The 14451-nt window shown below is 55.2% G+C and carries 15 protein-coding genes; 6 read left to right on the forward strand and 9 right to left on the reverse strand.

Annotation, left to right across the window (positions count from 1 at the left end):
* Positions 1–5: 5 nt before the first annotated feature.
* From ruvA to aspS, 5 genes are all read right to left on the reverse strand, one after another.
* Positions 6–617, reverse strand: coding sequence for a Holliday junction branch migration protein RuvA (ruvA, locus tag ACB496_RS13080; protein WP_371972812.1), 612 nt, complete (start codon positions 615–617; stop codon positions 6–8).
* Between the two features lie 80 nt (positions 618–697).
* Complete coding sequence (gene ruvC, locus ACB496_RS13085; protein WP_015964021.1) at positions 698–1219, reverse strand: crossover junction endodeoxyribonuclease RuvC; 522 nt, start codon at positions 1217–1219, stop codon at positions 698–700.
* Positions 1220–1253: 34 nt separating this feature from the next.
* Complete coding sequence (locus ACB496_RS13090) at positions 1254–1994, reverse strand: YebC/PmpR family DNA-binding transcriptional regulator (protein WP_100779777.1); 741 nt, start codon at positions 1992–1994, stop codon at positions 1254–1256.
* A 26-nt stretch (positions 1995–2020) separates the two neighbouring features.
* Entirely contained in the window at positions 2021–2464 is a 444-nt protein-coding gene (gene nudB, locus ACB496_RS13095; protein ID WP_371972813.1) for a dihydroneopterin triphosphate diphosphatase, read from the reverse strand.
* A gap of 1 nt (position 2465) precedes the next feature.
* Positions 2466–4238 carry an aspartate--tRNA ligase gene (gene aspS, locus ACB496_RS13100; RefSeq protein WP_371972814.1) on the reverse strand — a complete coding sequence of 591 codons (1773 nt, stop codon included), beginning with the start codon at positions 4236–4238 and terminating at the stop codon, positions 2466–2468.
* Between the two features lie 262 nt (positions 4239–4500).
* On the opposite strand from aspS, the gene ACB496_RS13105 reads away from it, so the two are divergent.
* From ACB496_RS13105 to cmoB, 5 genes are read left to right on the forward strand one after another with little or no spacing between them, the layout of a single operon-like run.
* A complete protein-coding gene (locus ACB496_RS13105; protein ID WP_319418272.1) occupies positions 4501–5067 on the forward strand; it encodes a hydrolase in 567 nt (188 codons plus the stop codon).
* A complete protein-coding gene (locus ACB496_RS13110) occupies positions 5064–5882 on the forward strand; it encodes a DUF72 domain-containing protein (protein WP_371972815.1) in 819 nt (272 codons plus the stop codon). Before ACB496_RS13105 ends, ACB496_RS13110 begins: the two co-directional genes overlap by 4 nt.
* Positions 5883–5931: 49 nt before the next feature.
* Complete coding sequence (locus ACB496_RS13115; RefSeq protein WP_100779772.1) at positions 5932–6327, forward strand: MAPEG family protein; 396 nt, start codon at positions 5932–5934, stop codon at positions 6325–6327.
* A 40-nt stretch (positions 6328–6367) separates the two neighbouring features.
* Complete coding sequence (gene cmoA, locus ACB496_RS13120) at positions 6368–7108, forward strand: carboxy-S-adenosyl-L-methionine synthase CmoA (RefSeq protein WP_100779771.1); 741 nt, start codon at positions 6368–6370, stop codon at positions 7106–7108.
* Complete coding sequence (cmoB, locus tag ACB496_RS13125) at positions 7105–8076, forward strand: tRNA 5-methoxyuridine(34)/uridine 5-oxyacetic acid(34) synthase CmoB (RefSeq protein ID WP_100779770.1); 972 nt, start codon at positions 7105–7107, stop codon at positions 8074–8076. Before cmoA ends, cmoB begins: the two co-directional genes overlap by 4 nt.
* A 169-nt stretch (positions 8077–8245) precedes the next feature.
* Here the strand turns inward: cmoB and cutC are convergent, their stop codons facing one another.
* Positions 8246–8989, reverse strand: a complete 744-nt coding sequence (cutC, locus tag ACB496_RS13130; RefSeq protein WP_319418269.1) for a copper homeostasis protein CutC — start codon at positions 8987–8989, stop codon at positions 8246–8248.
* A gap of 85 nt (positions 8990–9074) precedes the next feature.
* A complete protein-coding gene (locus tag ACB496_RS13135) occupies positions 9075–9635 on the reverse strand; it encodes a VOC family protein (protein ID WP_371972816.1) in 561 nt (186 codons plus the stop codon).
* Positions 9636–9874: 239 nt separating this feature from the next.
* Between ACB496_RS13135 and argS the strand changes: the two genes are divergently transcribed.
* Positions 9875–11608: an arginine--tRNA ligase gene (argS, locus tag ACB496_RS13140; protein WP_371972817.1), complete on the forward strand. Its 1734-nt coding sequence runs from the start codon at positions 9875–9877 to the stop codon at positions 11606–11608.
* Positions 11609–11649: 41 nt separating this feature from the next.
* Here the strand turns inward: argS and ACB496_RS13145 are convergent, their stop codons facing one another.
* Positions 11650–12789, reverse strand: coding sequence for a glycoside hydrolase family 105 protein (locus ACB496_RS13145; protein WP_102103991.1), 1140 nt, complete (start codon positions 12787–12789; stop codon positions 11650–11652).
* Between the two features lie 4 nt (positions 12790–12793).
* Complete coding sequence (locus ACB496_RS13150; protein ID WP_100779765.1) at positions 12794–14377, reverse strand: MFS transporter; 1584 nt, start codon at positions 14375–14377, stop codon at positions 12794–12796.
* Positions 14378–14451 lie beyond the last annotated feature (74 nt).

A 14451-nucleotide genomic window follows, 5' to 3' on the forward strand; every position in this document is an offset into this window, starting at 1 on the left:
CTACCTCACAATGCCGCGCGGAGCGCTTCACGAATCAGGGTTTCACTGCTGGCATCCGGTTTGGCGATTTTACTCACCATCCGGCTGGCTTCCTGTGGTTTATAGCCCAGCGCCACCAGCGCAGCCACCGCTTCTTGCTCTGCGTCGTCATCCGTCGGGCCGTTCGGTGACATCAGCACCAGATCGGACGCTGGCGTAAACAGATCCCCGTGCAGGCCTTTAAAGCGGTCTTTCATTTCCACAATCAGACGTTCTGCGGTTTTTTTGCCGATGCCTGGCAGCTTGACCAGCGCAGCGGGATCTTCACGCTCAACGGCATTCACAAACTGTTGCGCCGACATGCCAGACAGAATCGCCAGCGCAAGCTTAGGCCCTACGCCATTGGTTTTAATCAGCTCGCGGAACAGCATGCGTTCCTGCTTATTATTAAAGCCATACAGAAGCTGGGCATCTTCACGCACCACGAACTGGGTAAAGACAATCGCCTCTTTGCCGGACTCCGGAAGTTCATAGAAACAGGTCATCGGCATATGGACTTCATACCCCACGCCTCCCGCTTCCAGCAGAACTAACGGGGGTTGTTTTTCAATGATGATGCCTCTGAGTCTGCCAATCACATGATGCTCCTGCGTGAAATGCTAAATTAACTTCCGCCATCATAAAAAAAGGCTGGATGTTTATCCAGCCTGATTTGTGATTATCGTAACCGACCTCGCGCCAGATTGAGCCTCGATTCGCTCATCTGCATGGCGTTTTGGCTCACATGGCAGTGCGTTATCGCAATGGCCAGCGCATCGGCGGCATCCGCCTGTGGGTTTGCAGGGAGCTTAAGCAGGGTCCGCACCATGTGCTGCACCTGACTTTTCTCCGCGCTACCAATGCCCACCACCGTCTGTTTAACCTGACGCGCGGCGTATTCGAACACCGGTAAATCCTGGTTCACCGCCGCGACAATTGCCACGCCGCGCGCCTGGCCCAGTTTTAACGCCGAGTCGGCATTTTTCGCCATAAAGACCTGCTCGATAGCAAAAAAGTCGGGCTGAAACTGGGTAATGATTTCCGACACGCCTGCGTAAATTAATTTCAGACGCGAAGGCAAATCATCAACTTTGGTGCGAATACAGCCGCTGCCCAGGTAGGTCAACTGGCGACCCACCTGGCGGATAACGCCGTAACCGGTAATGCGTGAGCCGGGGTCTATACCGAGAATAATCGACATCACGCGTCTCCGGTTAGAGGTTCAAACGCGCTCATTAGAGCGTCGCTGCGACCTCATCAGAGATCTCACCGTTATGATAAACTTCCTGAACGTCATCGCAGTCTTCGAGCATGTCGATCAGACGCAGCAGTTTTGGTGCGGTTTCTGCATCCATGTCTGCTTTGGTCGACGGAATCATCGACACTTCAGCGTTGTCGGCTTTCAGACCGGCTGCTTCCAGCGCATCACGCACTGCGCCCATCTCTTCCCACGCGGTGTAAACGTCAATCGCACCGTCGTCGAAGGTCACAACGTCTTCAGCACCGGCTTCCAGCGCAGCTTCCATGATCGCGTCTTCGTCGCCCGCTTCGAAAGAGATCACCCCTTTCTTGCTGAACAGGTACGCCACGGAACCGTCAGTACCCAAGTTGCCACCGGTTTTGGTGAACGCATGGCGCACTTCAGCCACGGTACGGTTGCGGTTGTCGGACAGACACTCAACCATGACCGCAGTACCGCCAGGGCCGTAACCTTCATAAATGATGGTTTCCATGTTCGCGTCGTCATCGCCGCCCACGCCACGTGCGATTGCACGGTTCAGGGTGTCACGCGTCATGTTGTTTGACAGTGCTTTATCAATCGCTGCACGCAGACGTGGGTTAGAACCCGCATCGCCGCCGCCCAGACGGGCTGCAGTAACCAGCTCGCGAATGATTTTGGTGAAAATTTTACCGCGTTTGGCATCCTGTGCCGCTTTACGGTGTTTGGTGTTGGCCCACTTACTATGACCTGCCATAAAAATATCTCCAATAAACCGTCAATTCAGACGGCATGAATTACAAATTCTTCAATCGCCTGCCGGTTACTCCACGACTTGGTTAAGGCAGCCGCTTCGGCCGCATCAACCCAGCGGTAGGTCAAATGCTCGGTGAACTCGATCCGCCGTTCATGGGGGAGCGCAAGACAGAACCACGATTCCGTATTGCGCTCAATTCCCGGCGCATAGCGATGACGTAAATGGCTAAAAATTTCAAAATCCACCGTGCGCTGACAGTCCTTCAGGGTCAGTTGCTCCTGAGCAACATTAATGGTGACCTCTTCATTTACTTCGCGTGCGGCGGCCTGCGACGCGGTTTCACCCTCTTCCAGACTGCCGGTAACCGACTGCCAGAAATCGGGATCGTCGCGACGCTGCAACATCAGCACCCGCTTCGTGTCTTCTGCATAAATGACAACCAGAACAGAAACGGGACGCTTATATGCCATATCAGTTTTTCTCTTCCTTTTTCACCACTTCGATACCCAGCTCAGACAGAGAGGCCGGGTTAGCAAAGCTTGGCGCTTCGGTCATCAGACACGCAGCGGCGGTGGTTTTCGGGAAGGCAATCACATCGCGAATGTTATCAGTTCCGGTCAGCAGCATGGTCAGACGATCCAGACCAAACGCCAGGCCCGCGTGCGGTGGAGTCCCGTACTTCAGGGCATCCAGCAGGAAGCCGAATTTCTCGCGCTGCTCTTGCTCGTTAATGCCCAGAATGCCGAATACGGTTTGCTGCATTTCGCCGCTGTGAATACGTACGGAACCGCCGCCCACTTCGTAACCGTTGATCACCATATCGTAGGCGTTGGCCACTGCGTCTTCCGGTGCCGCGTTCAGCTCGCTCGCCGTCATGTCTTTCGGTGCGGTGAACGGGTGGTGCATCGCCGTCAGGCCGCCTTCACCGTCATCTTCAAACATTGGGAAGTCGATGACCCACAGCGGAGCCCATTTGGCTTCGTCAGTGAGATTCAGGTCTTTACCCAGTTTGAGACGCAGTGCACCCAGCGCATCGGCCACCACTTTTTTGTTATCCGCGCCGAAGAAAATCATGTCGCCATCCTGCGCGCCGGTGCGCTCAAGGATTGCTTCTACGATCTCAGCGTTCAGGAATTTCGCAACAGGGCTGGTGATGCCTTCGATGCCTTTCGCACGTTCGGCGACTTTAATATAAGCCAGGCCTTTCGCACCGTAGATTTTCACGAAATTGCCGTAGTCATCAATTTGTTTACGGCTGAGCTGTGCGCCACCAGGAACACGCAGGGCAGCCACACGGCCTTTCGGATCGTTAGCCGGGCCAGAGAAGACCGCAAACTCAACCGCTTTCAGCAGGTCCGCGACGTCCACCAGCTCCATCGGGTTACGCAGGTCTGGTTTGTCAGAACCGTAGCGGCGTTCTGCTTCTGCGAAGGTCATGATCGGGAACTCGCCCAGATCAACGCCCTTCACGTCCTGCCACAGACCACGAACCAGCGCTTCCATAATTTCGCGCACCTGAGGTGCGGTCATGAAGGAGGTCTCGACGTCGATCTGGGTGAATTCAGGCTGACGGTCAGCGCGCAGGTCTTCGTCGCGGAAGCATTTAACGATCTGATAGTAGCGATCGAAGCCAGACATCATCAGCAGCTGTTTGAACAGCTGAGGAGACTGTGGCAGCGCGTAGAATTTGCCTTTATGTACGCGAGACGGAACCAGGTAGTCGCGCGCGCCTTCCGGCGTGGCTTTGGTCAGCATCGGGGTTTCGATATCGAGGAAACCGTGGTCGTCCATGAAACGACGCACCAGGCTTGTGATCTTCGCACGGGTTTTCAGGCGCTGAGCCATTTCCGGGCGACGTAGATCCAGATAGCGATATTTCAGACGCGCTTCTTCAGTGTTGACGTGGTTGGAGTCAAGCGGCAGCGATTCTGAACGGTTGATGATAGTCAGGTCGGACGCCAGCACTTCAATGGCGCCCGTCGCCATATCGGCGTTGATATTTTTTTCGTCACGCGCACGCACGGTGCCGGTGACCTGGATGCAGAACTCATTACGCAGTTCGGAGGCCAGCTTTAACGCGTCCGCACGATCCGGATCGAAGAACACCTGCACGATGCCTTCACGGTCACGCAAATCGATGAAGATAAGGCTACCAAGATCACGACGGCGGTTGACCCAACCACACAGGGTCACCTGCTGTCCAACGTGGGACTGACGCAACTGCCCGCAATATTCTGTACGCATGAGATATCCCTTAATTTAGCCGCAGGCTAAATGTCGCCTGATTTACAGGCTACTATGTCGCAGCTTTCTGTATGTCACAACTGGATGAAAAAAGGCGGCTATTATACTGGAAATTCCGCCGTACGATAAGAGAGAAGCTTGCCAGACGCGCGATTGCTGCGCTCTTATTGCGCATTCTCACAAAAATTAACAAAATTGTCCGATCTGACCTGCCTTTATCATCGTAAGGTGTAACGGACGCTAATTTTTGACTGGAGTAACGATGTTAACACTTGATGCCACCAAAACCGCGCTTGTCGTGATCGATTTACAGGAAGGTATCCTGCCGTTCGCCGGTGGCCCGCATACCGCGGCAGATGTGGTCAGCCGCAGCGCCCGTCTTGCGGAGAAATGTCGCGCCAGCGGATCGCCGGTGGTGATGGTGCGCGTTGGCTGGTCAGCCGACTTCGCCGAAGCGCTGAAACAGCCTGTGGATGCGACAGCCCCTGCCGCCGCGCTACCTGCAAACTGGTGGACCTACCCTGAAACGCTTGGCAAACAGGATAGCGATATCGAAGTCACCAAACGCCAGTGGGGCGCGTTTTACGGCACCGATCTTGAGTTGCAGCTACGCCGTCGCGGGATCGACACCATTATCCTGTGCGGTATTTCCACGAACATCGGCGTGGAATCCACCGCGCGTAACGCATGGGAACTGGGCTTTAACCTGGTCATTGCAGAAGACGCATGCAGTGCTGCTTCCGCGGATCAGCATCAGGGCAGCATGACCCATATCTTCCCGCGTATTGGTCGCGTGCGCAGCACCGACGAGATTTTACACGCGTTATGATCTATCTGGGTCTTCCCCAATGGTCGCACCCGAAATGGGTGCGCCTTGGCATTACCAGCCTTGAAGAGTATGCCCGCCATTTTAACTGCGTGGAGGGCAATACCACGCTGTACGCCCTGCCCCGCGCGGAAATCGTCGCGCGCTGGCGCGAGCAGACCACCGACGATTTCCGCTTTTGCTTTAAATTCCCGGCCACCATTTCGCACCAGGCGGCGTTGCGCCAGTGCGGGGATTTAACCGAAGAGTTTTTCGAGCGGATGTCGCCGCTGGACAACCGCATCGGTCAGTACTGGCTGCAACTCCCGGCCACCTTCGGCCCGCGCGACCTGCCTGCACTGTGGCATTTTCTCGACGCCCTGCCGCGTGAGTTCACCTACGGTGTGGAAGTCCGTCATCCGGAATTTTTCAGCAAGGGCGAGGCGGAAAAAACCCTCAATCGTGGGCTGCATGCGCGCGGTGTGAATCGAGTGATCCTCGACAGTCGCCCTGTTCATAGCGCCATCCCGCACAGCGAAGCCATAATCGATGCCCAGCGCAAAAAACCGAAAGTGCCGGTGCATGCGGTGGTCACAGCGAATAATCCGATGGTGCGGTTTATCGGCAGCGACAACATGCAGCAAAATCGCGAGATGTTCGCCGTGTGGCTGCAAACGTTGCCAAAGTGGGAGCAAACGACGATGCCCTATCTTTTCCTGCATACGCCGGATATCGCCCAGGCGCCTGAACTGGTCGATGTTCTTTGGCAAGCCTTACAGGCTGCGGTTCCGTCCGTCGGCCCTGCGCCTTCCATCCCACAACAATCTTCTCTTTTCTGACATCAGCCCCTATCATAGTAGTGCCATCTGCCAAAAACAGGGAGTTTGTATGGTCAGCGCACTGTACGCGGTGTTAGGTGCATTATTACTGATTAAGTTTTCGTTTGATGTTGTGCGCCTGAGAATGCAGTACCGCGTCTCTTACGGTGACGGTGGGTTTTCAGAGTTACAAAGCGCCATCCGCATTCATGGTAATGCGGTGGAATATATCCCCATTGCACTGATCCTGCTGCTCTTAATGGAGATGGACGGCGCGGAAACCTGGATGGTTCACGTCTGCGGCTTGCTGCTGATTGCCGGACGCCTGATGCATTATTACGGCTTTCACCACCGCCTGTTCCGCTGGCGTCGTTCCGGCATGAGCGCAACCTGGTGTTCGCTTTTGCTGATGGTGCTGGCTAACCTTTGGTATATGCCGTGGGAGTTGGTTTTCTCTTTCCATTAGCGCACAATACGCCACTTTATTTTTCCCGGATTTTTACGTTATGTCTGATCGCGACACGCTTTTTTCCGCGCCTATCGCCAGTCTGGGCGACTGGACCTTTGATGAACGGGTAGCCGAAGTCTTCCCGGATATGATCCAGCGCTCTGTTCCAGGTTATTCCAATATTATCTCTATGATCGGCATGCTGGCTGAACGCTTCGTTCAACCCGGTACGCAGGTTTATGACCTGGGTTGTTCACTGGGCGCCGCGACGCTGTCCGTTCGCCGTAATGTGCATCATGAAGGCTGCAAAATCATTGCCGTCGATAACTCCCCCGCGATGGTGGAACGCTGCCGTCGTCATCTTGATGCCTATAAAGCGCCCACGCCCGTTGACGTCATCGAAGGCGATATCCGCGATATCGAGATCGAAAACGCCTCCATGGTGGTACTGAATTTTACCCTGCAGTTCCTGGTGCCCGAAGATCGCCAGTTGTTGCTGGACAAAATTTACAAGGGGCTGAATCCCGGCGGCGCGCTAGTGTTGTCGGAAAAATTCAGTTTTGAAGACGCAAAGGTCGGCGAGCTGCTGTTTAACATGCATCACGACTTTAAACGCGCTAACGGCTACAGCGAGCTGGAAATCAGTCAAAAGCGCAGCATGCTGGAAAACGTAATGCTCACCGACTCCGTCGAAGCACACAAAGCGCGCCTGCATAACGCCGGCTTTGAGCACAGCGAGCTGTGGTTCCAGTGCTTTAACTTTGGTTCCCTGGTGGCACTGAAAGGGGACAACGCATGATCGACTTCAGTAATTTCTACCAGCTTATCGCCAAAAACCATCTCTCCCACTGGCTGGAAACCCTGCCTGCACAGGTGGCCGCCTGGCAGCGTGACTCTCTGCACGGTCAGTTTAAGCAGTGGAGCAATGCCGTTGAGTTTTTGCCGGACATGACGCCCTACAAACTGGATCTGCTGCACAGCGTGACGGCTGAAAGCGCCGAGCCATTGAGCGAAGGCCAGCTGCTGCGTCTTGAAAAGCTGATGCGCAATCTGATGCCATGGCGTAAAGGACCCTTCTCCCTTTATGGTCTGAACATTAATACCGAATGGCGTTCCGACTGGAAGTGGGATCGCGTTCTGCCCCATCTGTCTGATTTGACCGGTCGCACTATTCTGGATGTAGGCTGCGGGAGTGGGTATCACCTGTGGCGCATGATTGGCGCGGGGGCACATCTGGCGGTCGGTATCGATCCGATGCAGCTGTTTCTGTGTCAGTTTGAAGCGGTGCGCAAATTGCTGGGCAACGATCAGCGCGCGCACGTTCTGCCCCTGGGCATTGAGCAACTCCCTGCCCTGAACGCGTTTGATACCGTCTTCTCGATGGGCGTGCTGTATCACCGCCGCTCGCCGCTGGAGCATCTGTGGCAGCTGAAAGATCAGCTGGTCAGCGGTGGCGAACTGGTGCTGGAGACGCTGGTGATCGAGGGTGACGAAAACGCGGTACTGGTGCCGGGCGATCGTTACGCGCAGATGCGTAACGTCTATTTCATTCCGTCCGCGCTGGCGCTGAAGAACTGGCTGGCGAAGTGTGGCTTTGTCGATATCCGCATTGTGGATGTGTGCGTGACCTCCACCGAAGAGCAGCGTCGCACCGAATGGCTGACCACTGAGTCGCTGGCAGAATTCCTCGACCCGAACGACAGCAGCAAAACCATCGAAGGGTATCCCGCGCCGATGCGTGCAGTCTTGATCGCAACGAAGCCGTAATGTCCCTGGCGAAACAGGTGCACTACCTTTCCTCAAGACACAGTTCAAGGCCCGGCAGCGCCGCTGGGCTTAAAATATAAAAGTGAAAAAAAGGCCCCTGTTGAAATTGCAGGGGCCTGGTACAAGCAAGCATCATATTGGGCGACATGATGCGCGGTAAAAATCGTTGCTACACGTGAAACTGGTCAATCATGGATTTCATTACCGCAACCGACTCTCCATCTACGCTGTAGCGGGAGTACTCATCCGCTTCTGCATCTGTCGACATTGACAATCCTGTATTGCGATATCGCATAGGCGAAGGCGTCCACTTGCCTGCTGAGCTGTGAAGCTCTTCTACCCCTGCGTTTAAAAACGTTTTCAGATTGCTGGCTCGAACACCAGCACCTGCCATTATTATTGGAACACCGGAATGCCCTTTTAGTTCCATAATTAATTGCAGTCCTTTTTCCGCCGTTGCTTGCTGGCCGGATGTCAGGATACGTGCAACGCCTAATTCTGCTAAATTTTCAAAAGCTTGAATCGGATTTTTACACATATCAAACGCACGATGGAAAGTCACCGCCATCCCTTTTGCTGCCGCCATAATCTGGCGCATACGCGGCATATCGACATTTGCATCTTCATCAAGCAAACCGATCACCAGACCTGGGAAACCCAGCTCGCGTACCCGGACGACGTCTTCCAGCATGGCGTCAAACTCACCCGCCGAATAACAAAAATCACCGCCGCGTGGGCGAATGATGGGGTGAACGGGGATCGTCACCGCCTCGCGAACGGACTTCAGCACACCATATGACGGGGTTAATCCGCCCTCTTTCGGTGCCGCGCACAGTTCAACGCGATCGGCCCCGTTTTGTTGCGCAGTCACAGCACACTCCATGCTGTAACAACAGATCTCCAGTAGCGCCACACTTCCTCCTAAAATCCACGGTAATAGACCATCATGCCACGCCGCCCGAGGGCGGACTTAGCGTGAGTTCACACTCTTTTGCGGCTTACTCTTCGCTGGCGACAATTTGCTCGATCGTCCAGGGATGGAATTTCACCGTCACTTTGCCGTCGGTGACCGCCAGCGTCGGATTTGGCAGACGCTCGCGCTCCCCTTTAGGTGAGCTGGTTTTCACGAAAATACCCGGCTGGCTCAGGCCGTCGTCAGACAGCAGCGTCAGTGCGCGCGCATTCAGGGTTTCCGGATCGCCCGGCAGCACGATTTCGATGTGCTCCCAGCCCTCAATCGGATAACGTTTTTCGCCCGGCCAGGGTAATTCGACCACGCTGAACTGCCAGTGCGCCACGCAGACGGGCTGATGGAGTTTGAACAGACAAATGGGACGCCCGTTGATCACGTTTTCGGACAGCAGTTCACCGCACTGCTCAAATCCACGACGCCAGCGCTCCGCCGTTGCATTCTGATGGCAGCGCAGGGATATGTGATCGGCGTCGAGCGGGGCAATATCCAGCCCCAGACGGGTGGCAAGTTCTGTGAACGCCTGGGTGAAACGCGGTAAATCTGCGGAAATATCATGCAGTTCATCAATGGAGTGCCAGTTCGTCATCAGCGGTTCTCTTATCCTGTCGCAAAGCCGCTAATTTACTCTGTTGGATGCCTGCAACCAACCGCAGATTTCACGATTTTCCTGCTGCATGCTTATGCACTATTTCATCGCCTGTTTTCTGAGCGCTCTTCAGCCTGCGCAATGCTGACGCCAGAGGGCATTTGCAGTATACTCCGGCCCTAAATTCTCAAACTGGTGCGGGTTGCAACTCCCCCGCAGCAAAAAAGTAAGGTATCCAGGTGAATATTCAGGCTCTTCTCTCCGAAAAAGTCAGTCAGGCACTGATTGCCGCAGGTGCGCCTGCGGATTGCGAACCGCAGGTTCGTCAGTCAGCAAAAGTACAGTTTGGCGACTATCAGGCTAATGGCGTGATGGCAGTGGCTAAAAAACTGGGCATGCCGCCGCGACAACTCGCTGAGCTGGTACTGACTCATCTGGATCTCAACGGCATTGCCAACAAGGTTGAGATTGCAGGCCCAGGCTTTATCAACATTTTCCTCGATCCGGCCTTCCTCGCGGGTCACATTGACGCGGCGCTGAAATCTGACCGTCTGGGTGTGACTCAGCCGCAAGCGCAAACCATCGTTGTCGATTACTCTGCGCCAAACGTGGCAAAAGAGATGCACGTCGGTCACCTGCGCTCCACCATTATCGGCGATGCCGCTGTGCGCACCCTGGAGTTCCTGGGCCAAAAAGTAATTCGCGCGAACCACGTTGGCGACTGGGGTACCCAGTTCGGAATGCTGATTGCCTATCTTGAAAAGCAGCAGCAGGAAAATGCGGGCGAAATGGCGCTGGCAGACCTGGAAGGTTTCTACCGTGAAGCCAAAAAACATTACGACGAAGATGAAGCTTTCGCCGAGCGCGCACGTAGCTATGTGGTGAAACTGCAGGGCGGCGACGCCTACTTCCGCGAAATGTGGCGCAAGCTGGTTGACATTACTATGTCCCAAAACCAGATCACCTATGACCGTCTGAACGTCACCCTGACCCGCGACGACGTGATGGGCGAAAGCCTTTATAACCCCATGCTGCCAGGCATCGTGGCCGATCTGAAAGCCAAAAATCTGGCGGTCGAGAGCGAAGGCGCAACGGTTGTGTTCCTTGATGAGTATAAAAACAAGGAAGGCGAACCGATGGGCGTGATCATTCAGAAAAAGGATGGCGGCTATCTCTACACCACAACGGATATCGCCTGTGCAAAATACCGTTACGAAACGCTGCATGCGGATCGCGTGCTGTACTACATCGATTCCCGTCAGCACCAGCACCTGATGCAAGCGTGGACCATCGTGCGTAAAGCCGGTTATGTGCCGGATTCGGTTCCGCTGGAACACCACATGTTCGGCATGATGCTGGGTAAAGACGGCAAGCCGTTCAAAACCCGCGCCGGGGGTACCGTTAAACTCTCCGATCTGCTGGATGAAGCGCTGGAACGCGCGCGCCGCCTGGTGGCCGAGAAGAATCCGGATATGCCAGCCGACGAGCTGGAAAAACTGGCGACTGCCGTCGGTATCGGCGCGGTGAAATACGCGGATCTGTCCAAAAACCGTACCACCGATTACATCTTCGACTGGGACAACATGCTGGCCTTCGAAGGCAACACGGCGCCGTACATGCAGTATGCTTACACCCGTGTGCTGTCTGTGTTCCGTAAAGCCGACATTGATGAAAGCGCGCTGGCAAATGCGACCGTGGTGATCAATGAAGACCGCGAAGCGCAGCTGGCTGCCCGTCTGCTGCAGTTTGAAGAGACGCTGGCGGTGGTTGCCCGTGAAGGCACGCCGCACGTCATGTGTGCATACCTGTACGATCTCGCGGGCCTGTTCTCTGGCTTCTACGAGCACTGCCCTATCCTCTCCGCCGAAAGCGAAGCGATCCGCAACAGCCGTCTGAAACTGGCGCAGCTGACCGCGAAGACGCTGAAGCTGGGGCTGGATACCCTCGGGATCGAAACCGTAGAGCGTATGTAATACGGAAATAAAAAACCCGGCAATTGCCGGGTTTTTTATTATCAGAAGTATTTACGCAAATACTCCGTCAGACACAAAATCGCCATCGCCTGACCGTACGGCATCGAGGTCAGCGGGATCTGGCGATAAAACTCCAGATCGCTGCCCATCCCCGTGCCAAACGACGTTTGCAGCAACTCCCCTTCCGGCGAAATGTTGTTCACAATCCCCCGAATCGCTTTCTCCGCCACTTCAGCGTATTCCGCGCCAACGTAACGCTTGCGCACCGCTTTCAAGATCCCGTAGGCAAAGCCTGCCGTGGCGGATGCTTCCAGATACGACTCGGGATCGTCGAGGAGCGTATGCCACAGGCCGCTCTCATCCTGACATTGCGCCAGCGCGGCGATTTGCGCATTCAGAACCTGCACCAGATAACGGCGCACCGCGTTGTTCTCCGGCAAATCCACCAGCTCAAGGAAGTCGGGAATGACAATCGTCAGCCAGCTATTGCCGCGCGCCCAGCGGGCTTTGGCAAAATTGTGCTGCCCGTCGTAGTTCCAGCCGTGGAACCACAGCCCGGTTTCGCGATCCATCAGATTCTGAACGTGCAGCAGGAACTGATACACCGCCTCTTCCACATACTCCGGGCGATTGAGCAATTTGCCTATTTTCGCCAGCGGCAGGACGGTCATCATCAGCGTGTCGTCCCACATTTGCTGATGATTCTCTTCCGCCAGGGTGATGTGCTGCATGCCGCCGTGCGCCGTGCGCGGCATGTCGTTCATCGCCCACTCTGCCCAGCTCTCCAGCCATGGCAAATAGGTGGCGTTTTGCGTCTCCTCAAAGCGGTACGCCAGAGTCAGGAACGGGGCCATGGTATTGACGTTTTTGGTGGTCGCGCCTTCGGCAAAGCGGTCGGCAAACCAGCCGTCGATGATGTCACGCATGTGGCTGTCACCGGTCTGGCAGTAATACTGCCAGATGCCGTATAAGCCCACGCCATGTGTCCACTCCCATCCCGCCCAGCCTTTGGTGTCGATCACGCGCCCGTCGTCCAGCCGCAGCAAAAATTCGCCGGTTTTATCGTGGATGTTCACCAGATTGTGCGTCACCTTTTCAATCAGTGATTTCAGTTCATCCCTGGCAATAAAATGCTCAGGCTGACGCAGTAACGGGCTATGTTTGACAGGCCAAACCTTCATAATCTTAACCTCTGTGATATGTCGAATTCAGTACCGCGCGATCCTTCAGGGAAGGTGCCGCCGGTTTATTGCGATTCAGATAACCAATGTTGTTGTTGCCCCACAAGGATTCGTACGGCATCCCGGCCAGCAGCTCAACGGTGGCGCGGGCCTGCGGGGTCGCCGTTTCCGGCATCGCGTGTCCGGACTCGCGCATTTTGGCGGTCTCTTCACGCAGGGTGCTGTGAGTTTCCAGGTTCAGTTTAAAGCGCAGGGAGACCAGGAAACCGCAGGCCAGCACCAGAATGGTGCCCACACTCAGGATCATCAGAATGGTGTGGCTCACTTCCGCTGGCTGAGTCTTCTGGCCGCTGACAAAGCCGGACATCTGCATCACAATCCCCACCAGCATGATGGCTCCTGCCTGCGAGGCTTTACGCGTCAGGGTCATAATCCCGGCGAAAATCCCTTCGCGGCGCTGGCCGGTGATCACTTCATCCACGTCAGCAATATAGGTGTAGATATTCCATGGAACGTAGTTGATGCCCCCGCGACCCAAACCTGCCACAGCAGAGATCAGCAGCAACAGCGAATAAACGTCGCTCAGCCCGGCGTAATAGAGCACCGCGTAAGAGATAGAAGCCAGACCAAACAGCACGACCACCATGCGGTACGACGGGGCCGGTCCAAAGCGGATGCAGAGCGGGATCATGGCGATCACGGCGATGAACTGGAAGATGGCCATGGTGCCCAGCAAGTTCGACGCCATCGACGCTTCCTGCATCAGCACAAATACCACGTAATAGGTGAACACCGCGTTGAAGACATCCTGCGCGATATAGCCGCCCAGATACATCCCCAGATGCTGGCGGAAAATTTTCACTCGCAGGGTTGAGCTTAACTCGACAAACAGCCGGTTCAGGCTCTGGCTCAGATTGAGTTTTTTCTTCTCTTCTTCTGCGCGCAATGCCGCTTCAGACCACTCTTCACGCGGGCGCTCCCAGGTAAAGATCCAGACGAAAGTCAGCATCATTGCGCACAGCACGGAGAAGACCAGGCTCGCGTAGAAGAAGGAGATCGCGTTGTCTTTACCGAAGTGAGTCAGCAGGATACCCGGCAGGAAAGAGGCCAGAATCGCCGACATCTGCGCCATAGAGATACGCGCGCCGGAGAATTTCGTTTTCTGCTTGAAATCGTCCGTCATTTCCGGGACTAAGGTTTCGTAAGGCACCAGAATCATGGTGTACACGATATCGAAGATCAGGTAGGTGACCAGGTAGTACCAGAAGCCCATATCCCCTACCCACATCATCGAGTAGCTGAAAACGCAGGGAATACCGAGCAGGATAAAGAACTTACGGCGGCCAAAGCGTTTGCCGAGCCAGGTGGTACCAAAGTTATCGGTCAGGAAGCCCATTAACGGGCTGACCACCGCGTCCAGCACCCTGGCGGCCGCAAAAATAAAGGTCGCCTCAATCGGCGAAAGCCCACAGAACGTCGTATAAAAATATAACAGCCAGGCCGCCGTCAGCGCGGTTGTGCCTGCCCCAAGAAAATCGCCTGACCCGTAGGCGAGGTAATTTGCGAGTCCAATTTTACGTGTTTTCATTGCCGTCAACCCTTTGAATGTTGGGAGACTCCCTGTATGCAAACCTCGTCCGGGAGTTTTTACACGGCTACAGT

This window comes from Lelliottia nimipressuralis, assembly GCF_041464075.1.
Taxonomy (GTDB): Bacteria; Pseudomonadota; Gammaproteobacteria; order Enterobacterales; family Enterobacteriaceae; genus Enterobacter; species Enterobacter nimipressuralis.